The following is a 22,880-nucleotide window of genomic DNA, read 5'->3' as shown; positions in this document are numbered from 1 at the left end:
TTTACATGTAGAGGTATGAGTATAAAAGCGTTTTCAGAGTATTTATCCTTAGAAAAGAATTATTCTAAGCATACAGTCTTAGCTTATATAAGGGATTTAGAAATGTTTCAAGAATTCTTAAAAGAGAATCACGATTCAGAACAGATAAACAATGTTAATTATTCTGAAATAAGACAATGGATCGTAGAATTAGTGAATAGCGGAATTTCTAATAGAACGATTAATAGAAAAATTTCATCTTTAAATTCTTATTTTAAATTTTTACAGAAGACACAACAAATAGAAAATAATCCTTTAAAAAGGCATAAAGCTTTAAAGGTAGGTAAGAAAGCGCAATTACCGTTTTCCAAAGAAGAGTTGAAGCAAGTGCTTGAAAAAACAATTGATGTTAACGATTTTGAAAGTGCGAGAAATCAACTCATTATAGAGTTGTTCTACGCAACTGGGATTAGACGTATAGAGTTGGTTAATATAAGGTTATCTGATATCGATTTTAACAATAAGCAAATAAAGGTGCTAGGAAAAAGAAATAAAGAACGATATATTCCATTAATAGATTCTTTAATAAAAACATTAAAAACGTATTTAAGCTTTAGAGATAGTTTATCAGAAAAGCAAGATAAAGATGCATTGTTTTTAACCAAAAAGGGTCTTAAAGTTTACGAAATGCTTGTTTACAGAATAATAAATAAGTATTTTAGTATGGCATCTTCTAAGGCAAAATGTAGTCCACATGTGTTAAGGCACTCATTTGCAACACATCTATTAAATGAAGGAGCAAATTTAAATGCAGTAAAAGAACTTCTTGGACATACCAGTTTAGCAGCAACACAAGTGTACACGCATAATAGTATTGCAGAATTAAAAAAAGTGTACGCTAAATCTCATCCAAGAAATAAACGTTAAGGAAAGGTCTTAACATAAAAATGAGTATTGAAGATTTTTCAGTGCTATTGTTTAACTAAAAAAACAGCGTATGAAAGTAAACACACAATCTGTTAATTTCACAGCAGACAAAAAGTTGATAGATTTCATTCAAAGAAGAATGGATAAGTTAGATTTATTTTATGACAAAATAATACAGTCCGATGTTTATTTGAAAGTAGAGAACACAAGTGATAAAGAGAATAAGGTTTTTGAAGCTAAAGTGCTAGTACCAGGCGATAGTTTCGTGGTAAAAAAGCAATGTAAAACTTTTGAAGAAGGGGCTGATATTGCCGTTTCATCCTTAGAAAGACAGATAAAAAAGCGAAAGGAAAAATTAAGATCTCGAACAAAAAATTAATTTTTTTTGAAAAATGTTTTGAATAAAAAAATAAAACGTTACATTTGCAGTCCGTTAGAAATAGCGGGCTTTTTTATAAGCGTTTTTTGACATTATAAAAGTAGTAAAAAGCCGATATAGCTCAGCTGGCTAGAGCAGCTGATTTGTAATCAGCAGGTCGTGGGTTCGAGTCCCTCTATCGGCTCTAAAATGTTTAGGATAATTGTGAGTTTTCTAGATGTTTTTACTTTTGAATTTAAGGCGAAGGGGAGATACTCAAGCGGCCAACGAGGACAGACTGTAACTCTGTTGTTTTTTAACTTCGCAGGTTCGAATCCTGCTCTCCCCACTAAAATTTCTGTGTAGGCGGAAATTTAATATTTTGAAATTTTGAATACCATTAATTAAGTAAGCTTAATTATAAATGCGGGAGTAGCTCAGTTGGTAGAGCGTCAGCCTTCCAAGCTGAATGTCGCCGGTTCGAACCCGGTCTCCCGCTCAAAAAGGAATGTCATCATGTGGAAAGCGTGATCTTCTATTCTAATATTCTTGCGGAAGTAAGAATCTCATTATGGAGTGAGGATGTAAGCACTTTGCGCCGGCGTAGCTCAGGGGTAGAGCGTTTCCTTGGTAAGGAAGAGGTCACGAGTTCAAATCTCGTCGTTGGCTCTTTTTTTTCTGAAATAAACTTTAGAATAATTATTGAACACTAATATTAAATTAAGATTAAATAAATTTAAACATGGCAAAGGGAACTTTTGATCGTTCAAAACCACACTTAAATATTGGTACTATTGGACACGTAGATCACGGTAAAACAACGTTAACTGCTGCAATTACAAAAGTATTAGCAGATGCAGGTTTGTCTGAGGCTAAAGATTTCGATCAAATCGACAACGCTCCAGAAGAGAAAGAAAGAGGTATTACTATTAATACATCTCATGTTGAGTATCAAACAGCTAATCGTCACTATGCGCACGTTGATTGTCCTGGTCACGCCGATTATGTAAAGAACATGGTTACTGGTGCTGCTCAAATGGATGGTGCTATTTTAGTGGTTGCTGCAACTGATGGTCCTATGCCTCAAACTCGTGAGCATATCTTACTTGGTCGTCAGGTAGGTATTCCTCGTATCGTTGTATTCATGAATAAAGTGGATATGGTTGATGATGAAGAGCTTTTAGAGTTAGTAGAAATGGAAATTAGAGATTTGTTATCATTCTATGAGTATGATGGTGATAATGGTCCTGTTGTTGCTGGTTCAGCTTTAGGTGCACTTAACGGTGAGCAAAAGTGGGTTGATACTGTGTTAGACTTAATGAAAGAAGTTGATGCATGGATCGAAGAGCCTGTGCGTGATATGGATAAGCCATTCTTAATGCCGATTGAAGATGTGTTCTCTATTACTGGTCGTGGTACTGTAGCGACAGGTCGTATTGAAACTGGTGTTGCTAATACAGGTGATCCTGTTGAGATCATTGGTATGGGTGCTGAGAAGTTAACTTCTACAATTACTGGTATCGAGATGTTCCGTCAAATCTTAGATAGAGGTGAGGCAGGTGATAATGCTGGTATTTTATTAAGGGGTATTGATAAAAACCAAATCTCTAGAGGTATGGTAATTACTCAGCCAGGATCTGTAACTCCACACAAACAATTCAAAGCTGAGGTTTATATCCTTAAGAAAGAAGAAGGTGGTCGTCACACACCATTCCATAATAACTACCGTCCACAGTTCTACGTTCGTACAACTGATGTAACTGGAAACATTGCGCTTCCTGATGGAGTTGAGATGGTAATGCCTGGTGATAACTTAACAATTACTGTAGAGTTGATTCAGCCAATTGCAATGAACGTAGGTTTGCGTTTCGCTATCCGTGAAGGTGGTAGAACAGTTGGTGCTGGTCAGGTAACTGAAATTTTAGACTAAACAAATTAGTTATAAATAAATTAATTAAGGTGTCCTGAAATATCAGGATGCCTTGATTATTGTTTACGGGTTTAGCTCAGTTGGTAGAGCACTGGTCTCCAAAACCAGGTGTCGGGAGTTCGAGTCTCTCAACCCGTGCAATCAAAAATACAACGAGAAGAGAGCTTTGTTAGAAAGGATTTAATAAAGAGTTTTATTCTCGTGCTAAATACAATAGATTAATTATTTAATCTTTTAAACTAGAAGCAAATGGCAGGATTAATAACATACATAAAGGAATCATTTGAAGAGTTGAAAAACAACGTGTCTTGGACACCTTGGTCAGAGGCTCAAAGGTTGACTGTTATTGTTGCAGTTTTTTCAATTATTTTTTCTTTAGCCATTTGGGGTGTGGATACAGTGTTTAGTAGAGCGGTTAAAGCATATTTTGATATTTTAAGCTAATAACAAATACAAGAAAGAAGATGTCAGATAAAAAATGGTATGTTGTTAGGGCGGTAAGTGGTCAAGAAAATAAAATTAAGACCTATATAGAGAATGAAATATCTAGGTTAGGTTTAGAAGATTATGTTGATCAAGTTTTAGTGCCAACAGAAAAAGTAATTCAAATACGTAACGGAAAGAAAATAAATAAAGAAAAAGTTTATTTTCCAGGTTACATTATGATTCAAGCTAATTTAAGCGGTGAGATTCCTCACATTATAAAATCTATAACTAATGTAATCGGTTTTTTAGGTGAAACAAAAGGTGGAGATCCAGTGCCTTTAAGGCAGTCTGAAGTAAACAGGATGTTAGGTAAGGTAGATGAATTGGCTATAGAAGCAGATGCAAACATAGCAATACCATTTACAAAAGGAGAAACTGTAAAGGTTATCGATGGGCCATTTAATGGTTTTGATGGTACTATTGAGAAAATATTTGAAGAAAAGCGTAAGCTAGAAGTGATGGTTAAGATTTTCGGAAGAAAGACACCATTAGAATTAAGCTATATGCAAGTAGAAAAGTTATAATAATTGTTACAATAAAGATAGCGTTACGTCTAAGCTTCCAACATAGACAATCGCACTAAATTTTAAAAAATGGCAAAAGAACTAGACAAAGTAGTTAAGTTACAAGTTCGGGGAGGTGCTGCGAATCCATCGCCACCGGTTGGACCCGCTTTAGGTGCCGCTGGAGTTAATATCATGGAGTTCTGTAAGCAATTTAATGCAAGAACTCAAGATAAACCAGGTAAAGTTTTACCTGTGGTAATCTCTGTTTACAAAGACAAATCTTTTGAATTTGTAATTAAGACTCCACCAGCAGCAGTACAATTATTAGAAGCGGCCAAAGTAAAGAAAGGATCAGGAGAACCTAACCGACGTAAAGTAGCAAAAGTAACTTGGGATCAAGTGAAAGCAATTGCAGAAGATAAAATGCAAGATTTAAATGCATTTGAAATCGAATCAGCTATGAAAATGGTAGCTGGTACAGCAAGATCGATGGGTATCACTGTTAAAGGAGGTGAAGCTCCAAACTAAATTTTTAGAAATGGCAAGATTAACAAAGAAGCAAAAAGAAGCAAGAGCTAAAGTTGATAAAAATAAACTTTACTCTTTAGAAGAAGCTTCAGCTTTACTTAAAGAAATTACATACACTAAGTTTGACGCTTCAGTAGATTTAGCAGTTAGATTAGGTGTAGATCCACGTAAAGCCAACCAAATGGTTCGTGGTGTTGTTTCTTTACCTCACGGTACAGGTAAAGATATGAAGGTTCTTGCATTAGTAACTCCAGATAAAGAAGCAGAAGCAAAAGAAGCTGGTGCTGATTATGTTGGGTTAGATGAATACTTACAAAAAATAAAAGACGGTTGGACAGACGTTGACGTTATCGTTACTATGCCAAGCGTTATGGGTAAGTTAGGACCATTAGGTAGGATATTAGGGCCAAGAGGTCTTATGCCAAACCCTAAGACAGGAACAGTAACTATGGATATAGGTAAAGCTGTAAGTGAAGTAAAAGCAGGTAAAATTGATTTTAAAGTAGATAAAACAGGAATTGTTCATGCACCAATTGGTAAGGCGTCTTTTAGCCCAGAAAAATTAGTTGGTAATGCTAATGAGCTTTTATCTACATTAATGAAATTAAAGCCTACTGCAGCAAAAGGTACATACATGAAGAGTATTTACATGTCTAGTACCATGAGTCCAAGTATTGCAATAGACACAAAAATAGGATAGTAGTTAAACTTAGAATATTATGACAAGAGAAGAAAAATCGGTAGTAATTGAAGAGTTGACTGCTCAGTTAGCAGATAATACTAATATCTATTTAACAGATATTTCTGGATTAGATGCAGTAACAACTTCAAACTTAAGAAGAGCGTGTTTCAAGTCTAACATTAAGTTAGCTGTAGTAAAGAATACACTTTTAGAAAAGGCAATGGAAGCATCAGATAAAGATTTTGGTGACTTACCAACAACTTTAAAAGGTAATACTTCTGTAATGTATTCTGAAACTGGTAATGCGCCAGCGAAAGTAATTAAAGAGTTTCGTAAAAAGTCTGAAAAGCCTTTATTAAAAGGAGCTTTTATTGAAGAGGCAATTTACATCGGCGATGATTTATTAGATACATTAGTTGAAATTAAGTCTAAAGAAGAACTTCTTGGAGATATCATTACATTATTACAATCTCCTGCTAAGAATGTTATTTCAGCACTTAAGTCAGGTGGTGGAACAATCGCTGGTTTAGTAAAAACATTATCTGAAAGAGAAGGATAATTCCATAATTACACACAAAAATTTATTATAAAACACACAGATTAAAACAATAGAAAAATGGCAGATTTAAAAGATTTCGCAGAACAATTAGTTAACTTAACAGTAAAAGAAGTTAACGAATTAGCAACTATATTAAAAGATGAGTATGGTATTGAGCCTGCTGCTGCTGCTGCAGTAGTGCAAGCTGGACCAGGAGGTGGCGGAGAAGCTGCTGAAGAGCAAACTGAATTTGACGTAATCCTTAAAGCCGCTGGTGGTTCTAAATTAGCAGTAGTAAAATTAGTTAAAGAATTAACTGGTTTAGGTTTAAAAGATGCTAAAGGTTTAGTAGATGATGCACCAAGTACAATTAAAGAAGGTGTTTCTAAAGATGAAGCTGAAGGCTTAAAATCTTCTTTAGAAGAGGCTGGAGCTGAAGTTGAGCTTAAGTAAGCTTAGCTTAACCTACAACATATGGTTTAGGTCTGGAGTAGCACTCTAAGACCTAAACCCTTTTGTGTATATAACCGTTATATACATTTTTAGTTTTTATATAATAAAAATCTCGTTCATCAATGTTAGCAAAAAAGGCTGAAAGAATTAATTTCTCTTCTATTGTAAATAGAACAGATTACCCAGACTTTTTGGATATTCAAATTAAATCCTTCCAGGATTTTTTCCAATTAGAAACAAAATCAGAGGCAAGAGAAAATGAAGGTTTATACAATACCTTCATGGAAAACTTCCCAATTACAGACACACGTAATCAATTCGTACTAGAATTCTTAGATTACTTTATCGATCCTCCACGTTATACTATAGAAGAGTGTATTGAGAGAGGATTAACATATAGTGTTCCTTTAAAAGCTAGATTAAAGTTATACTGTACAGATCCTGAGCATGAAGATTTCGAAACTATTGTTCAAGATGTTTATTTAGGTACAATCCCTTACATGACTCCTAGTGGTACTTTTTGTATCAATGGAGCAGAGCGTGTAGTTGTATCTCAATTACACCGTTCTCCTGGTGTATTCTTTAGCCAATCATTTCACGCTAATGGTACTAAGTTATATTCTGCAAGAGTAATTCCTTTTAAAGGATCTTGGATAGAGTTTGCTACTGATATCAATAGCGTAATGTATGCATACATTGATAGAAAGAAAAAATTACCTGTAACAACACTTTTCCGTGCAATTGGTTTTGAACGCGATAAGGATATTTTAGAAATTTTTGACCTTGCAGAAGAAGTAAAGGTTTCTAAATCTGGTTTAAAGAAAGTTATAGGACGTAAATTAGCTGCACGTGTACTTAATACATGGCACGAAGATTTCGTAGATGAAGATACTGGTGAAGTTGTATCTATTGAGCGTAACGAAATCGTATTAGATCGTGATACTATTGTTGATAAAGATAATATTGAAGAAATCTTAGAAGCTGGTGTTAAAACAATTCTTTTACACAAAGAAAGCGCACAACAAGGTGATTACGCAATTATTCACAATACATTACAAAAAGATCCAACAAATTCTGAAAAAGAGGCTGTTGAACATATCTACCGTCAATTACGTAATGCTGAGCCGCCAGATGAGGAGACAGCACGTGGTATTATTGACAAATTATTCTTTTCAGACCAACGTTACTCTCTAGGTGAAGTAGGTCGTTACAGAATGAACAAGAAATTAGGTCTTGATATCGGAATGGATAAGCAAGTACTTACCAAAGAAGATATTATTACCATTATAAAATACTTAATTGAGCTTATCAACTCTAAAGCAGAGATTGATGATATTGATCACTTATCTAACCGTCGTGTACGTACAGTAGGTGAACAATTATCATCACAGTTTGGTGTTGGTTTAGCACGTATGGCACGTACAATTCGAGAAAGAATGAATGTACGCGATAACGAAGTATTTACTCCAATAGATTTAATTAATGCAAAGACATTATCGTCTGTAATTAATTCATTCTTTGGAACCAATCAGTTATCTCAATTTATGGATCAAACAAATCCATTAGCAGAGATTACTCACAAACGTCGTTTATCAGCTTTAGGACCTGGTGGATTATCAAGAGAAAGAGCAGGTTTCGAGGTTCGTGACGTTCACTATACACACTACGGACGTTTATGTCCTATTGAAACACCAGAAGGACCAAATATTGGATTAATTTCTTCACTTTCAGTATTTGCTAAAGTGAACTCAATGGGATTCATTGAAACTCCATATAGAAAAGTAGAAGATGGTGTTGTTGATATTAAAAATGCACCAACATATTTAAGTGCAGAAGAAGAAGAAGAAAAGTTAATAGCACAGGCAACTGTAGAAGTTGATGATAATGGTAAAATTGAGCACGATAAGGTAATTGCTCGTCAAGAAGGTGATTTCCCTGTTATAGATCCAGTTAATGTAAACTATACAGATGTTGCACCAAACCAAATAGCTTCTATATCAGCGTCATTAATTCCATTCTTAGAGCACGATGATGCAAACCGTGCCTTAATGGGATCTAACATGATGCGTCAGGCAGTTCCATTATTACGCCCAGAAGCACCAATTGTAGGTACTGGTTTAGAGCGTCAGGTAGCATCAGATTCTAGAGTGTTAATTAATGCTGAAGGAGAAGGTGTTGTTGAGTATGTAGATGCACAAAAGATAGTTATAAAGTACGAACGTACAGAAGAAGAAGCTATGGTAAGCTTTGATAGTGATATTAAAGAATATCCACTTGTTAAGTTTAGAAAAACAAACCAAGGAACTTCAATAAACTTAAAGCCTATCGTTAGAAAAGGTGATACGGTAACAAAAGGACAAGTACTTTGTGAGGGTTATGCAACGCAAAACGGTGAATTAGCTCTTGGTAGAAATATGAAAGTGGCCTTTATGCCATGGAAAGGATACAACTTTGAGGATGCAATTGTAATCTCAGAAAAAGTTGTTCGCGATGATATTTTTACTTCAATTCATATTGATGAATATTCATTAGAAGTAAGAGATACTAAACTAGGTAATGAAGAATTAACAAACGATATACCAAATGTTTCTGAAGAGGCAACAAAAGATCTTGATGAAAATGGTATGATTCGTATTGGTGCTGAGATTAAGCCAGGTGATATCTTAATTGGTAAGATTACACCAAAAGGTGAATCAGATCCAACACCAGAAGAGAAGTTACTTAGAGCCATATTTGGTGATAAGGCTGGTGATGTAAAAGATGCATCTTTAAAAGCTTCTCCATCATTAAATGGTGTTGTTATAGATAAGAAATTATTTGCAAGAGCTTTAAAAGACAAGCGTAAGAGAGCACAAGATAAAGAAGATATTGAAGCATTAGAAAATGCTTATGATAATCGTTTCGATGATTTACAAGCTATATTAGTAGATAAACTATTTACTATTGTAAACGGAAAAACTGCTCAAGGTATCTATAATGATTTAGGTGAAGAAATTATACCTAAAGGTAAAAAGTACACATTAAAGATGCTTAATGCTGTAGATGATTATACACATTTAACATCTGGTAAGTGGACTACAGATGATCATACAAATGAGTTGGTTGCTGACTTAATTCACAATTATAAGATTAAGGAAAATGACCTACAAGGATCATTAAGACGTGAGAAGTTTACCATTTCTGTAGGTGATGAATTACCAGCAGGTATTATCAAATTAGCTAAAGTTTATATTGCTAAAAAACGTAAGCTTAAAGTTGGTGATAAGATGGCAGGTCGTCACGGTAACAAAGGTATTGTGGCACGTATTGTACGTCAAGAAGATATGCCATTCTTAGAAGATGGAACTCCAGTAGATATAGTATTAAATCCACTTGGTGTACCTTCTCGTATGAATATTGGTCAGATTTATGAAACCGTTTTAGGTTGGGCAGGTAAAGATTTAGGAAGAACTTATGCTACGCCAATTTTTGATGGTGCAACTTTAGATCAGATTAATTCATACACAGACGAAGCTGGTATTCCAAGATTTGGTCATACATATCTATATGATGGTGGTACAGGTGATCGTTTTGATCAACCAGCAACAGTTGGTGTTATTTATATGATTAAGCTTGGTCACATGATTGATGATAAGATGCACGCACGTTCTATAGGACCATACTCATTAATTACACAACAGCCATTAGGTGGTAAAGCACAGTTTGGTGGTCAGCGTTTTGGTGAGATGGAGGTTTGGGCACTTGAAGCATATGGAGCATCGAGCACTCTAAGAGAAATCTTAACTGTAAAATCAGATGATGTTATTGGTAGAGCAAAAACTTACGAAGCTATTGTTAAGGGTGAGCCAATGCCAGAACCAGGACTACCTGAATCATTCAATGTATTAATGCATGAATTAAAAGGTTTAGGATTAGATATTAGATTAGAAGAGTAAAAAATAGTTAGTAGTCAATAGTCGGTAGAATTCTTTCTATCGACTAACGGCTCAAGACTCAAGACTATAAAAAAACATGGCAAGAAGACAAGATAAGAATACAGTACAGAAGTTTAATAAAATTTCTATTGGTTTAGCATCACCTGAATCTGTTTTAGCAGCATCTCGTGGTGAAGTACTAAAGCCGGAAACTATTAATTATCGAACACACAAACCAGAACGTGATGGTTTGTTCTGTGAACGCATTTTTGGTCCTGTAAAGGATTTTGAGTGTGCTTGTGGTAAATATAAGAGAATACGTTACAAGGGTATTGTTTGTGACCGTTGTGGTGTAGAAGTAACAGAAAAGAAAGTACGTAGAGATAGAGTAGGTCATATTAATTTAGTTGTACCTGTAGCTCATATTTGGTATTTCCGTTCTTTACCAAATAAAATAGGTTACCTATTAGGATTACCATCTAAGAAATTAGATATGATCATTTATTATGAGCGTTATGTGGTGATTCAACCAGGTGGTGCATTAAATGAAGAAGGTGAACCTGTTCAAAAAATGGATTTCTTAACTGAAGAAGAGTACCTTAATATTTTAGAATCTCTTCCTCAGGAAAATCAGTATTTAGAAGATACAGACCCAAACAAGTTTATTGCTAAAATGGGTGCTGAGTGTTTAATTGATTTATTGGCAAGAATTGATTTAGATCAATTGTCATACGATTTAAGACACAAAGCAAATAATGAAACGTCTAAACAACGTAAAACAGAAGCTTTAAAGCGTTTACAAGTTGTTGAAGCATTTAGAGAGTCTAATTTAAATAGAGAGAATAGACCAGAGTGGATGATCATGAAGGCTGTTCCTGTAATTCCACCAGAATTAAGACCATTAGTGCCTTTAGATGGTGGTCGTTTTGCTACTTCAGATTTAAATGATCTTTATCGTCGTGTAATTATCCGTAACAACCGTCTTAAAAGATTAGTTGAGATAAAAGCACCAGAAGTAATTTTACGTAATGAGAAACGTATGTTACAAGAATCAGTTGATTCTTTATTTGATAACACACGTAAGTCATCAGCTGTAAAAACAGATTCTAATAGACCATTAAAATCATTATCAGATTCACTTAAAGGTAAGCAAGGACGTTTCCGTCAAAACTTACTTGGTAAGCGTGTTGATTATTCTGCACGTTCTGTAATTGTTGTAGGACCAGAATTAAAATTATTCGAATGTGGATTGCCAAAAAATATGGCAGCAGAGCTATACAAACCTTTTATAATTAGAAAGTTAATTGAAAGAGGTATTGTTAAGACTGTAAAATCTGCAAAGAAAATTATAGATAGAAAAGAGCCAGTTGTTTGGGATATCTTAGAGAATGTTCTTAAAGGACATCCAGTATTACTAAACCGTGCTCCTACGCTTCACAGACTTGGTATTCAAGCATTCCAGCCAAAGCTTATCGAAGGTAAAGCAATTCAGTTACACCCATTAGTATGTACTGCATTTAATGCCGATTTTGATGGTGACCAAATGGCTGTGCACTTACCATTAGGACCAGAAGCTATTTTAGAAGCACAATTATTAATGTTGGCTTCCCATAATATTTTAAATCCTGCAAACGGTTCGCCAGTAACTGTACCATCTCAAGATATGGTACTTGGTCTATACTATATGACTAAGTTACGTAAGACTGACAAAGATTTTACAGTAAAAGGAGAAGGCTTAACGTTCTATTCACCTGAAGAAGTTACAATTGCTTACAATGAGAAGCGAGTAGATCTTAATGCTGGTATTAAAGTAAGAACTAAAGATTTTAATGAAGAAGGTGAGTTAACTACTCAAATTATAGAAACTACAGTTGGTCGTGTACTTTTCAATGAAAAAGTGCCTGAAGCTGCAGGTTATGTCAATGAAGTCTTAACTAAAAAGTCTTTAAGAGATATTATTCATGGTATTCTTAAAGTAACATCTGTTCCTGAAACAGCTGAGTTCTTAGATGAAATTAAAACTTTAGGATATAATTTTGCATTTCAAGGCGGATTATCATTTAGTTTAGGTGATATTATTATTCCAGCGGAAAAGCACGGAATGATTGATGCTGCTAATAAGAAGGTAGATGGTATTATGGGTAACTATAATATGGGACTTATTACTAATAACGAGCGTTACAACCAGGTTATTGATATTTGGACTTCTACTAATGCTGAGTTGACAGAATTGTCTATGAAGCGTATTAGAGAAGATCAGCAAGGATTTAACTCAGTATTTATGATGTTAGATTCTGGTGCTCGTGGATCTAAAGAACAGATTCGTCAGTTAACCGGTATGCGTGGATTAATGGCAAAACCTAAAAAATCTAACGCAGGTGGTGGTGAGATTATTGAGAATCCAATTCTTTCTAACTTTAAAGAAGGACTTTCAATTTTAGAATACTTTATTTCTACTCACGGTGCTCGTAAAGGTCTTGCAGATACCGCTCTTAAAACAGCAGATGCTGGTTACTTAACACGTCGTTTAGTAGATGTGTCTCAAGATGTTATTGTTTATGAAGAAGATTGTGGTACATTAAGAGGAATTGAAGTTTCTGCACTTAAGAAAAAAGATGAAGTTGTTGAAAAACTAGAAGATAGAATAGTTGGTAGAACATCACTTAATGATGTTTACGATCCTCATACAGAGGAATTAATTGTTGAAGCTGGTGGTCATATTAATGATACTGTTGCTAAACAAATTGGTGATTCTGCAATTGAATCTATTGAAGTACGTTCGCCATTAACTTGTGAAGCTAAAAAAGGTATTTGTGTAAAATGTTACGGACGTAACCTTGCAACAGGTAAAATGGTACAACGAGGTGAAGCTGTAGGTGTTGTAGCTGCTCAGTCTATTGGTGAGCCAGGTACTCAGTTAACACTTCGTACGTTCCACGTTGGTGGTGTTGCTTCTAACATTTCAGCAGAAAATAAGCTTATCGTTAATTTTGATGGTATTGCAGAAATAGAAGATCTTAAAACTGTAAAAACTAAAGATAATGAAGGTAATGAGGTAGATGTAGTTATTTCTAGAACTTCAGAATTAAAATTAGTTGATGCTAAAACAGGTATTGTTCTTAGTACAGATAATATTCCTTATGGTTCTCATATTTTCGTAAAACCAGGATCAAAAATTAAGAAAGGTGACACTATATGTCAATGGGATCCATTTAATGGTGTAATTATTTCTGAGTTTGCTGGTAAGGTGAAGTATGAAAACATTGAGCAAGGTATAACTTATCAAGTAGAGATAGACGAACAAACTAACCGTCAAGAAAAAGTAATTTCAGAATCTAGAAATAAGAAGTTGATACCAACGTTATTGATAGAGGATAATAACGGTGATGTAATTCGTTCATATAACTTACCTGTTGGTGCTCATATTATGATCGATGATGGAGAAAAGATTGAAGTTGGTAAAATCTTAGTTAAGATACCACGTAAATCTTCTAAATCTGGTGATATTACTGGTGGTCTTCCTCGTGTAACTGAATTATTTGAAGCACGTAACCCTTCTAATCCTGCTGTTGTTAGTGAGATTGATGGTGTTGTGTCATTCGGTAAGATTAAGCGTGGTAACCGAGAAATTATCATAGAGTCTAAATTAGGTGAAGTTAAGAAGTACTTAGTGAAGTTATCTAATCAGATTCTTGTACAAGAAAACGATTATGTAAAAGCTGGTATGCCGTTATCTGATGGTTCTATTACACCAAACGATATCCTTAACATTAAAGGCCCTTCAGCAGTACAACAATATTTAGTAAATGAAGTACAAGAAGTATATCGTTTACAAGGAGTGAAGATTAACGACAAACACTTCGAAGTTGTTGTAAGACAGATGATGCGTAAAGTTAAGATTATGGATTCTGGTGATACTATTTTCTTAGAGAATCAATTAGTACATAAGTCTGATTTTATAGAAGAAAATGATAAGATTTTCGGTATGAAAGTAGTAGAAGATGCTGGTGATTCTGAGAATTTACAATCAGGACAAATCGTTTCTGTAAGACAATTAAGAGATGAGAATTCTATTTTAAGAAGAGAAGATAAAAATCTTGTAACAGCAAGAGATGCAAGTCCAGCAACTGCAACTCCAATATTGCAAGGTATTACAAGAGCTTCATTACAAACTAAGTCATTTATTTCAGCAGCATCGTTCCAGGAAACTACAAAAGTTCTTAACGAAGCAGCAGTAAATGGTAAGGTAGATACTTTAGAAGGACTTAAAGAAAATGTAATTGTAGGTCACAGAATACCAGCAGGTACAGGTGTGAGAGAATACGATAGCATTATTGTAGGTTCTAAAGAAGAGTTTGATGAAATGATGAAGGCTAAGCAAGAAATGAATTTCAATTAAAATTTTTCATTTCTGCGAAGGCAGAAATCTAAATAAAGTAAAAGCCTTCATTCTTGTATAGATTGAAGGCTTTTTTAATTGTAGCTCGTACTGAGCTTTTCTAAGTATAATTATAAATAAATCATTAATAAAGCTTTCAATTAGTATTGGGAGCAAAAATAAATTTTCAATGGCAGACGAAAAAAACAACCCGAAAAAAGGGCAGATAAATATAGAGTTAGATGAAAAGGTAGCTGAGGGTACGTACTCCAATTTAGCTATTATAAATCATTCCGTATCAGAATTTGTTGTAGACTTTGTTAGTATTATGCCAGGAACACCAAAAAGTAAGGTGAAATCTAGAATAATATTAACTCCACAACACGCAAAACGATTATTAAAAGCTTTAGGCGATAATGTACAACGTTTCGAAAAAGCCCATGGTGAAATCAAAGATTACGATCAACCACCTATTCCTTTAAATTTCGGACCAACAGGTCAGGCATAGATTTATAATTTGTGGTTTAGAGAAATGTTTTCAATGATATTCCTTTAAATTTTTTCGGAATTACATGTCAGATATAGTATTTTATTAACATAGAAATTATTTATGTAAGATCATTTTACTATTTAATTAGTCAATTAAAAATGAGTCGTATATTTTGCTTTTATTAGATTTAAATTTTTAGGCTTTGTAATCTGATGTAATAATTTTAAAACGCTCTTAAAAGAGTTTAATTGAGGTATTTTACTATTTAGGCCAAAAATAGACGATAAAATAAAAAATCCTTAGGGTATATCCTTAAGGATTTTTTTAGCACATAATTAAAATTTAAGCGACATCTTTTTTGTTTGAATAGTATTTTAATGCACCAGAAGGACATTTTTTTATTTGATTAATGATAGTTTTAGTTTTAGCACCATCAAGATCAATCCATGGAATAACAGAATTTCTAAAGACTTCAGAGAGTTGTTTAGCGCAAATACCTGCATTTACGCAGCAACGTGGTTCGTAGGTAACAGTAATATCTTCATTACTGAAAACATTTGCATTTATATCCATAATAAGTAGATTAGTTTGGGGTTAATCTTATTATCAAATTAGATATTGATACTCAAGTATAATTAAAATATCGTCAAAAAACAAATTACATCGACCAAATGCATTGATTTAATGCGATTTTCGACGAAATACACTCCGAATTATTCAAATTCTGAAGTCATGTGAAAGGTAATGCTTGGGTATTTTTGCTGTGTCATTTGTAATGTAAACATAGAGTCTGCTAAGAATACCAATTGATTTTGTTTATCTCTAGCTAAGTAGCGTTGTTTTACTCTCATAAAATCTTTAAACTCTTCGCTCTTTTCATCATCTGTTTGTACCCAACAAGCTTTATGAACATTTAGATTTTCATAGTTGCATTTAGCACCATATTCATGCTCTAATCGATACTGAATAACTTCATATTGTAAAGCACCTACCGTTCCTATTACTTTTCTACCATTATAATCTAACGTAAAAAGTTGAGCAACACCTTCATCCATTAATTGGTCAATACCTTTGTATAACTGCTTAGATTTCATTGGGTCGGCATTGTTAATGTATCTAAAGTGCTCTGGAGAAAAACTTGGAATACCTTTATAATTAAGTATTTCGCCTTCTGTTAATGTGTCGCCAATTTTAAAATTACCGGTGTCTTGCAGACCTACAATATCTCCAGGATACGATACATCTACAATTTGTTTTTTTTCTGCAAAAAACGCATTAGGACTAGAAAACTTAAGCTTTTTATTATGTCTTACGTGTAGATAAGGAGTATTTCTCTTAAATTCACCAGAAACTATTTTCACAAAGGCTAAACGATTTCTGTGGTTAGGATCCATATTAGCATGAATCTTAAATACAAATCCTGTGAATTTTTCCTCATCAGGTTTTACTAAGCGTTCATCACTATGTTTAGGTCTTGGTTTAGGAGCGATTTCTACAAAGCAATCTAATAGCTCTCTCACACCAAAATTATTTAAAGCAGAACCAAAGAATACAGGCTGTAGTTCACCATTAAGATAAGCATCTTTGTCAAATTCAGGATAAATACCATCTACCAACTCTATTTCATCTCTAAGTGTTTGGGCAGCATTTTCGCCTACTAACTTATCTAGCTCTTCAGAATTTAAATCAGAAATTTCAACGGTGTCATTAATATGTTGTTTGCTTTCTCCTTTAAAGAGGTTAACATTTTTCTCCCAAATATTATAAATGCCTTTAAAATCATAACCCATTCCTATTGGGAAACTTAAGGGAGTTACTCTAAGACCTAATTTCTGTTCTACTTCATCTAAAAGATCAAAGGCGTCTTTACCTTCTCGATCTAGTTTGTTTATAAAAACAATCATTGGTATGTTGCGCATTCTACACACCTCTACCAATTTTTCGGTTTGTTCCTCAACACCTTTGGCAACATCAATTACTACGATAACACTATCTACAGCAGTTAAAGTTCTGAATGTATCTTCAGCAAAATCTTTATGCCCAGGCGTATCAAGAATGTTAATCTTTACACCATTATATTCAAAAGCTAAAACAGAAGTTGCAACAGAAATACCACGTTGGCGCTCAATTTCCATAAAATCACTGGTAGCTCCTTTCTTTATTTTATTACTTTTTACAGCGCCAGCTTCTTGTATAGCACCACCAAATAATAAAAGTTTTTCGGTTAGTGTTGTTTTACCTGCATCTGGATGCGAAATGATACCAAATGTTCTTCTTCTTTTAATTTCTTCTATAAAACTCATTTAAACTTTTTGAAAAGGTGATGCAAATATAATAGTATAAAACATTTTTTTTTGATGTATGTTATCGATTAATTTATTTAATTATTGTTGTTGTATAAATCTTTTTATTAATTTTACCTTAAGAAATTTTTATAATTTTTTACTATACTAGAAATGGAGTTGATTAATAGCAAATCTCTTCATTACAAAAACAGTTTAGTTCCAATTTTAACCTACAGACTTCCTAACACGTCTGAATTGATTTTTAGATAATTAACATTGTTTACAACAGAATATTCTTGTTAAAAAAATTTGTTTTTTACATTTCAACGAATATATTTGCATTTTATCGGCAGATACATCTGCCTTTTGTGTTATAATGAATTACATATCAACTATATAAAAATATGAAAATCACTACTCGATTCTCGTTAAATTTTAAAATTGTAAAATATAAGATAGTATTTTTTGCAGTTTTAATATTTTCAAGTTTACATTCTCAAACAAATATTGGAGGTATAATCAATGATTATGAATCTGTTACAAGTATTACTAATCCAGGATGTGGTACATGTGACACTAATCCTTTATGTATTAATGATATTGATGTTGCTGATGCCTCTGCTTTTTCTGTTGGAGACAAAGTTTTAATAGTACAATTAAAAGGTGCTACAATAGATCAAACTAATACATCAACAGGTGGAGATATCATTGATTTAGGAAATGCTGGTAATTATGAGTTTTTTGATGTAGGAGCCATAGTAGGAAATACAATTTCTCCTTCCGCACCCTTAAAAAACGCATATGATTCAAGCGGAGTGATTCAATTAGTTCGTGTTCCAAATTATTCTGGTGATGTTAATGTAATATCTGAATTACAAGCTCAGCCTTGGAATCCAGCTACTGGCGAAGGTGGTATTATTGCATTATTTGTTGAAGGCACTCTAACACTTAATGCAAATGTTAATGCTTCAGGTTCTGGGTATATAGGTGTTGAAATGACTTCTAATGGCTCTCCAGATAATTGTTTTATCAATCCAAATGTTCAATATAATTTAAATGTAGCTAATACAGATAGTTGGTTTAAAGGTGGAGGTGTTGCTGTACCAGGAGTAAATAACCAAAAAGGTAGATCACCATTAGGAAATGGTGGTGGAGCTGGAGTATCAGGAGATTCTGGTGGTGGTGGTGGTGCCAACTATGGTGCTGGTGGAATTGGTGGAGATAGATGGTGTGATGTTAATGGCGCAACAGCTGGAGGAATAGGTGGAAATGCACTTGCTCCTTTTATTAGTAATCAAAGACGAGTTTTCTTTGGTGGTGCTGGTGGAGCAGGTTTTGTAACATCAAATAATTCTGCAATTGCTTCAAATGGAGGGGGTATTGTTGTTATTAGAGCAACAACCTTAGTAGGAAATAATAATACAATAGACGTATCAGGAATTGATGCTACACCAACAGCTACCGGAATTGATGGTGGTGGTGGCGGTGGCGCTGGTGGTTCAGTTGCTTTTGATATAAAATCTTATTCTGGAAATTTAAATATTGACGTTACAGGTGGTGATGGTCAAAGTTTGAATACAGGTGTAATCCATGGTCCAGGTGGTGGAGGTGGTGGAGGTGTGCTATTGCACAACTTGTCTAGCTTACCAGCAGGAATAAATGTTTTGCTTTCTGGAGGTAGTGCTGGTGTACATAACAACGCTCCTAATATAGGGAACGCACATAATGCTCAACCAGGTAGTAATGGAGGTATAATTACATATTATAACTTAGTTGAAACTATAGATACAGATAGTAATTCTGTTTTAAATGACAGTATTCCAGATTTGTGTGATCTTGATTCTGATAACGATGGGATTTTAGATTCAGTTGAAGATGGTGGGACAGGTATAGATCCTTCTTTAGATGCTGATGCTGATGGTATTCCAAATTACTTGGATCAGAGCGATCCAGGAGTTCCTGTTTTTGTAGATACTAATGGTGATGGTATAAACGATGTATATGATACAGATGGTGATGGAACACCAGATTTTCAAGATTTAGATAGTGATAATGATGGATGTTTTGATACAATTGAATCTGGAGGTACAGATTCTAATGATGATGGTATATTAGATGGTGATGGTTTTAATACTTCAGGTCAAGTAACTACAGGCGGAAGTATTACAGATGGTTATGATGGGTATTCTGGAGATGAGACGGTTGCTACACAAGTAAATTATGTAGCTCCAACTAATCAGACAGAAACAGAAGGTAATACTGCTACTTTAGAAGTAAACAGTGCTACTATAACTAGCACAGCTGTTTATACAGGTGCATTGCCAAATACAACACCAGATTATTTAGATCCTTCAGCAAATACTGTGTCAACAGGATTTAGTTATCAATGGTATTTAGGTGATCCATCATCTGGTGGAACAGCATTAAATAATGATGCAGTATATTCAGGTGTAACAACAGCAAGTTTAGATATTGTTACAAATCTATCGTTAGATGGAAATCAATATTGTGTTGTTATTACTAATTCAAATAATTTATGTGAAAATATTGAATGTGTTGTTTTAAATGTCAATGCATTAGACCCTTGTGATGCTTCAGCTTCTGGTAATCCAGATATGGATTTTGATAATGTTAGCGACATATGTGATGTAGATAATGATAATGATGGTGTTTTAGATAGTGTTGAAGATGAAGATTTAGATGGTGATAATAATCCAACAACTAACCCAACAGATACAGATGGTGACAGTATTCCTGATTATTTAGATCTAGATAGCGATAATGACGGTATTTATGATGTAGATGAAGCAGGCTATGGTATACAAGATACCAATAATGATGGTGAAATAGATTCAAATGATGTAGGCTTTTCAGATACCAATACAAATGGTGCAGATGATACTGCAGAATTGGCAACTCCAATAGATACAAATACAGATGGTAGTTATGATTTTCAAAATCTAGATAGTGATAACGATGGATGTAGTGATGCTAATGAGGCATATGGTTACAATGGAGCTGATGGTGGTGATGGAGGTCAATTTGGTATTACTGATCCTGCTACTGTAAATGGAAATGGTTTGGTTATAGAAGTAGGTGTCGTTTATTCTTTGGGTACAAATTTTAACGTTACCGATGGTATATCTTCAGTTTGTGCTGCGGCTGTTTTGCAGTGCGGTGTTATTAATTCTTTATATCAAACAAGAGGTACTGGGTCTACAGCAGAGGTTTTTAGATTAAACCCTTTTTTACAAGCTTATGTTCAAGTAGGAACTTTACAAGGCTCAACTAATACTAATGCAACGAATAGTGCTTATAATGCAGCAACACAGTTAGTGTATTCATCTCCATCAGGTGGAAATGAAATTAGAGTTTATGATCCTGCAGATAATTTCAATCAAATAGGTGTAATTACTTTAACTGGAGCTTCTGTTAATACTAACAATACCTTATTCTCACTAGGAAATGAAGTGGGATACGTGAATGGCGGAGGTGGTGGTACCATTGTAACTTTTGATGTAACAGGTATTGCATCTTATCCAGCTAGTATTCCTGTTAATGAGGTGAGCATCTCTGGGGTGTTTAGTTCGGCAGCAGATTATGATTTAGTAGGAAACCATATTTATGGTATGACCAGAAATAGCGGTATACCTAGACTAACTAAAATAGATGTTACTACAGGTGTTTCTCAAAGATTCAATCTAACTATAGCAAATGCTACAACAAATACAGACCCAATGACATCCAATACATTTGGTGCTGTATGGCAAGATGTTCAAGGAAATTTTTATGCCTTTAACAATGGTAATGGTGACATTTATCAAATAGTTGATGTTGCTACTGCAACTACAGGAACAGCCTTTACGAAAATATTAGTAGCTGATCCATCAGGAACAAATGATGGTTTTGGTTGTGAAATTGGTCCAAATCCTCTTGATTGGGATGGTGACGGAATTTTAGACACAGTAGATATTGATGATGATAATGATGGTATTTTAGATACAGAGGAAGATGCAAATATAGATGGTGACAATAATCCATTAACAAACTTTACAGATACAGATGGTGACGGTATACCAGATGGATATGATTTAGATTCTGATGGTGATGGTGTGCCAGATAATAATGAAGCACAAACTACAACAGGTTATACACCGCCTTTAGATTCTAATAGTGACGGTATTCCAGATGATACAGATAATGATGGATTGGCGGATACTTATGATGCTACTCCAGGAGCTGGAGCAGCAGGTAGTAATGGTATTACACCAGTTAATACAGATGGAGTATTAATAAATTCAGATACTGTTCCAGACTATTTAGATCCAGATTCAGATAATGATGGTTTAAGCGATACAGTTGAAGCGGTAATTACGTTATCAGGAAATGATATAGACTTTGATGGTTTAGATGATGCCATTGATATTACAACAGGATTAGAAGACCCTAATGGTATAATAAATGATACTGCTATTTTACAAAATACAGATGGAATAAATGATGTTGATTTTAGAGATGTTTTGGACTCAGATAATGATGGTGTTGTAGATAGTGATGATTTAGATGATGATAACGATGGTATTTACGATACCGCTGAAAGCGAAGGTGGAAATGATCCTTTAGGAGATGAAGATGGAGATGGTGTTCCAAACTTTGCAGATAATAATGATAATGGTGGTACCGGAGATGGATCAACTACAGATTATACAGATACTAATAATGATGGTATACCAGACGTGTATGATTCAGATGATGATGGCACGCCAAACCATTTAGATACAGACAGTGATGGTGATGGTTGTAGCGATGCTAATGAAGCATATATAGACCCTACTGCTGATGCAGGTGATGGAGAACAATATGGACTAGGAGATCCATTAACTTTAGGCGAAGGAGAGGTTAACGCTAATGGAACAGTGGTTTCAGCAACTTACCCTGGAACAAATATTGGTGTTACGGACCCAAGTAATACGTCTGCTTGTGTTATTTGTAATATTTCCGATATTACATCTTCAAATATTGATCCTTGCGACGACAATAGTACACCAAGTAATTTATTAGATGATACTTTTACTGCTGATATAACAGTAACCTTTGTTGGCGCTCCATCTTCTGGAACTCTAGATCTTTCTGGTGATGGTTCGGCATCGGTTTCAGTAGTTGGATTAACCTCACCACATACATTTGTCGATGTAGTTCTTCCTGCAGATGGTGGAGCAATAGATTTAATGGCAACATTTTCTGATGAAGTATCTTGTACGTTAAATAATACAAATGTATTTACTGCCCCCTATGAGTGTAGTGATGATGCCTGTCTTGACGTGATTCCAACAGGAAATCCAACAGCAGCATTATTAGCAGGGGATGTAACATTTGATGTTAACACAGGTGCAAACCAATTTGATCCTGCTATTTTAAATTTCATA

General features: G+C 34.3%; 15 protein-coding genes and 5 tRNA genes. 18 read left to right on the top strand and 2 right to left on the bottom strand.

Features of this window, described 5'->3' with window-relative positions; all coding sequences use genetic code 11:
* Positions 1–15: 15 nt before the first annotated feature.
* The 17 genes from N4A42_RS05165 (at position 16) to N4A42_RS05085 (ending at position 15,187) form a co-directional block, all read left to right on the top strand.
* Positions 16–906: a tyrosine-type recombinase/integrase gene (locus tag N4A42_RS05165; RefSeq protein WP_294070868.1), complete on the top strand. Its 891-nt coding sequence runs from the start codon at positions 16–18 to the stop codon at positions 904–906.
* A gap of 70 nt (positions 907–976) precedes the next feature.
* Positions 977–1,285: a ribosome-associated translation inhibitor RaiA gene (gene raiA / locus N4A42_RS05160; protein WP_294070865.1), complete on the top strand. Its 309-nt coding sequence runs from the start codon at positions 977–979 to the stop codon at positions 1,283–1,285.
* A 110-nt stretch (positions 1,286–1,395) separates the two neighbouring features.
* Positions 1,396–1,469, top strand: a tRNA-Thr gene (locus N4A42_RS05155).
* Between the two features lie 61 nt (positions 1,470–1,530).
* Positions 1,531–1,613: transfer RNA gene (locus tag N4A42_RS05150), tRNA-Tyr, on the top strand.
* 77 nt (positions 1,614–1,690) lie between these two features.
* Positions 1,691–1,763, top strand: a tRNA-Gly gene (locus N4A42_RS05145).
* 98 nt (positions 1,764–1,861) lie between these two features.
* Positions 1,862–1,933 (top strand) — tRNA-Thr (locus N4A42_RS05140).
* 73 nt (positions 1,934–2,006) lie between these two features.
* Positions 2,007–3,194 carry an elongation factor Tu gene (gene tuf / locus N4A42_RS05135; protein WP_294070862.1) on the top strand — a complete coding sequence of 396 codons (1,188 nt, stop codon included), beginning with the start codon at positions 2,007–2,009 and terminating at the stop codon, positions 3,192–3,194.
* 65 nt (positions 3,195–3,259) lie between these two features.
* Positions 3,260–3,332 (top strand) — tRNA-Trp (locus tag N4A42_RS05130).
* A gap of 111 nt (positions 3,333–3,443) precedes the next feature.
* A complete protein-coding gene (secE, locus tag N4A42_RS05125; RefSeq protein WP_294070859.1) occupies positions 3,444–3,638 on the top strand; it encodes a preprotein translocase subunit SecE in 195 nt (64 codons plus the stop codon).
* Positions 3,639–3,658: 20 nt separating this feature from the next.
* The gene (gene nusG, locus N4A42_RS05120; RefSeq protein ID WP_111684314.1) at positions 3,659–4,204 is read left to right on the top strand and encodes a transcription termination/antitermination protein NusG; all 546 of its coding nucleotides are present in this window, start codon (positions 3,659–3,661) and stop codon (positions 4,202–4,204) included.
* 69 nt (positions 4,205–4,273) lie between these two features.
* Positions 4,274–4,714: a 50S ribosomal protein L11 gene (gene rplK, locus N4A42_RS05115; RefSeq protein WP_073081885.1), complete on the top strand. Its 441-nt coding sequence runs from the start codon at positions 4,274–4,276 to the stop codon at positions 4,712–4,714.
* 10 nt (positions 4,715–4,724) lie between these two features.
* The gene (rplA, locus tag N4A42_RS05110; RefSeq protein WP_294070849.1) at positions 4,725–5,414 is read left to right on the top strand and encodes a 50S ribosomal protein L1; all 690 of its coding nucleotides are present in this window, start codon (positions 4,725–4,727) and stop codon (positions 5,412–5,414) included.
* Positions 5,415–5,433: 19 nt separating this feature from the next.
* Positions 5,434–5,955 (top strand): 50S ribosomal protein L10, encoded by a 522-nt coding sequence (gene rplJ, locus N4A42_RS05105; protein ID WP_294070846.1) that lies wholly within the window; start codon positions 5,434–5,436, stop codon positions 5,953–5,955.
* Between the two features lie 57 nt (positions 5,956–6,012).
* The gene (gene rplL, locus N4A42_RS05100; protein ID WP_294070843.1) at positions 6,013–6,387 is read left to right on the top strand and encodes a 50S ribosomal protein L7/L12; all 375 of its coding nucleotides are present in this window, start codon (positions 6,013–6,015) and stop codon (positions 6,385–6,387) included.
* Between the two features lie 122 nt (positions 6,388–6,509).
* A complete protein-coding gene (rpoB, locus tag N4A42_RS05095; RefSeq protein ID WP_294070840.1) occupies positions 6,510–10,322 on the top strand; it encodes a DNA-directed RNA polymerase subunit beta in 3,813 nt (1,270 codons plus the stop codon).
* 76 nt (positions 10,323–10,398) lie between these two features.
* A complete protein-coding gene (rpoC, locus tag N4A42_RS05090; protein WP_294070837.1) occupies positions 10,399–14,700 on the top strand; it encodes a DNA-directed RNA polymerase subunit beta' in 4,302 nt (1,433 codons plus the stop codon).
* Between the two features lie 169 nt (positions 14,701–14,869).
* Positions 14,870–15,187, top strand: a complete 318-nt coding sequence (locus N4A42_RS05085; protein WP_294070834.1) for a DUF3467 domain-containing protein — start codon at positions 14,870–14,872, stop codon at positions 15,185–15,187.
* 324 nt (positions 15,188–15,511) lie between these two features.
* On the opposite strand, the gene N4A42_RS05080 is transcribed toward N4A42_RS05085, so the two are convergent.
* Together N4A42_RS05080 and N4A42_RS05075 are read right to left on the bottom strand one after the other, a co-directional pair.
* Positions 15,512–15,742: a (4Fe-4S)-binding protein gene (locus N4A42_RS05080; RefSeq protein ID WP_294070831.1), complete on the bottom strand. Its 231-nt coding sequence runs from the start codon at positions 15,740–15,742 to the stop codon at positions 15,512–15,514.
* 140 nt (positions 15,743–15,882) lie between these two features.
* On the bottom strand, positions 15,883–17,472 hold the full coding sequence (locus N4A42_RS05075) for a peptide chain release factor 3 (protein ID WP_294070828.1): 1,590 nt from the start codon (positions 17,470–17,472) through the stop codon (positions 15,883–15,885).
* A 386-nt stretch (positions 17,473–17,858) separates the two neighbouring features.
* On the opposite strand from N4A42_RS05075, the gene N4A42_RS05070 reads away from it, so the two are divergent.
* Positions 17,859–22,880: hypothetical protein (locus N4A42_RS05070; protein WP_294070825.1), on the top strand; the 5,022-nt coding region annotated here is incomplete at its 3' end.

The sequence above is a fragment of the Winogradskyella sp. genome, from assembly GCF_025210595.1.
Taxonomy (GTDB): Bacteria; Bacteroidota; Bacteroidia; order Flavobacteriales; family Flavobacteriaceae; genus Winogradskyella.
This window is presented reverse-complemented; position numbering and strand designations above follow the sequence as displayed.

Excerpts from the sequence above, each read along its gene's own strand:
- N4A42_RS05085 (WP_294070834.1), top strand. The coding sequence starts at position 14,870 with ATGGCAGACGAAAAAAACAACCCGAAAAAAGGGCAGATAAATATAGAG.
- tuf (WP_294070862.1), top strand. The coding sequence starts at position 2,007 with ATGGCAAAGGGAACTTTTGATCGTTCAAAACCACACTTAAATATTGGT.
- rplL (WP_294070843.1), top strand. The coding sequence starts at position 6,013 with ATGGCAGATTTAAAAGATTTCGCAGAACAATTAGTTAACTTAACAGTA.
- N4A42_RS05165 (WP_294070868.1), top strand. The coding sequence starts at position 16 with ATGAGTATAAAAGCGTTTTCAGAGTATTTATCCTTAGAAAAGAATTAT.
- rpoC (WP_294070837.1), top strand. The coding sequence starts at position 10,399 with ATGGCAAGAAGACAAGATAAGAATACAGTACAGAAGTTTAATAAAATT.
- N4A42_RS05080 (WP_294070831.1), bottom strand. The coding sequence starts at position 15,742 with ATGGATATAAATGCAAATGTTTTCAGTAATGAAGATATTACTGTTACC.
- rplJ (WP_294070846.1), top strand. The coding sequence starts at position 5,434 with ATGACAAGAGAAGAAAAATCGGTAGTAATTGAAGAGTTGACTGCTCAG.
- rplK (WP_073081885.1), top strand. The coding sequence starts at position 4,274 with ATGGCAAAAGAACTAGACAAAGTAGTTAAGTTACAAGTTCGGGGAGGT.
- secE (WP_294070859.1), top strand. The coding sequence starts at position 3,444 with ATGGCAGGATTAATAACATACATAAAGGAATCATTTGAAGAGTTGAAA.
- N4A42_RS05075 (WP_294070828.1), bottom strand. The coding sequence starts at position 17,472 with ATGAGTTTTATAGAAGAAATTAAAAGAAGAAGAACATTTGGTATCATT.
- nusG (WP_111684314.1), top strand. The coding sequence starts at position 3,659 with ATGTCAGATAAAAAATGGTATGTTGTTAGGGCGGTAAGTGGTCAAGAA.
- rpoB (WP_294070840.1), top strand. The coding sequence starts at position 6,510 with ATGTTAGCAAAAAAGGCTGAAAGAATTAATTTCTCTTCTATTGTAAAT.
- raiA (WP_294070865.1), top strand. The coding sequence starts at position 977 with ATGAAAGTAAACACACAATCTGTTAATTTCACAGCAGACAAAAAGTTG.
- rplA (WP_294070849.1), top strand. The coding sequence starts at position 4,725 with ATGGCAAGATTAACAAAGAAGCAAAAAGAAGCAAGAGCTAAAGTTGAT.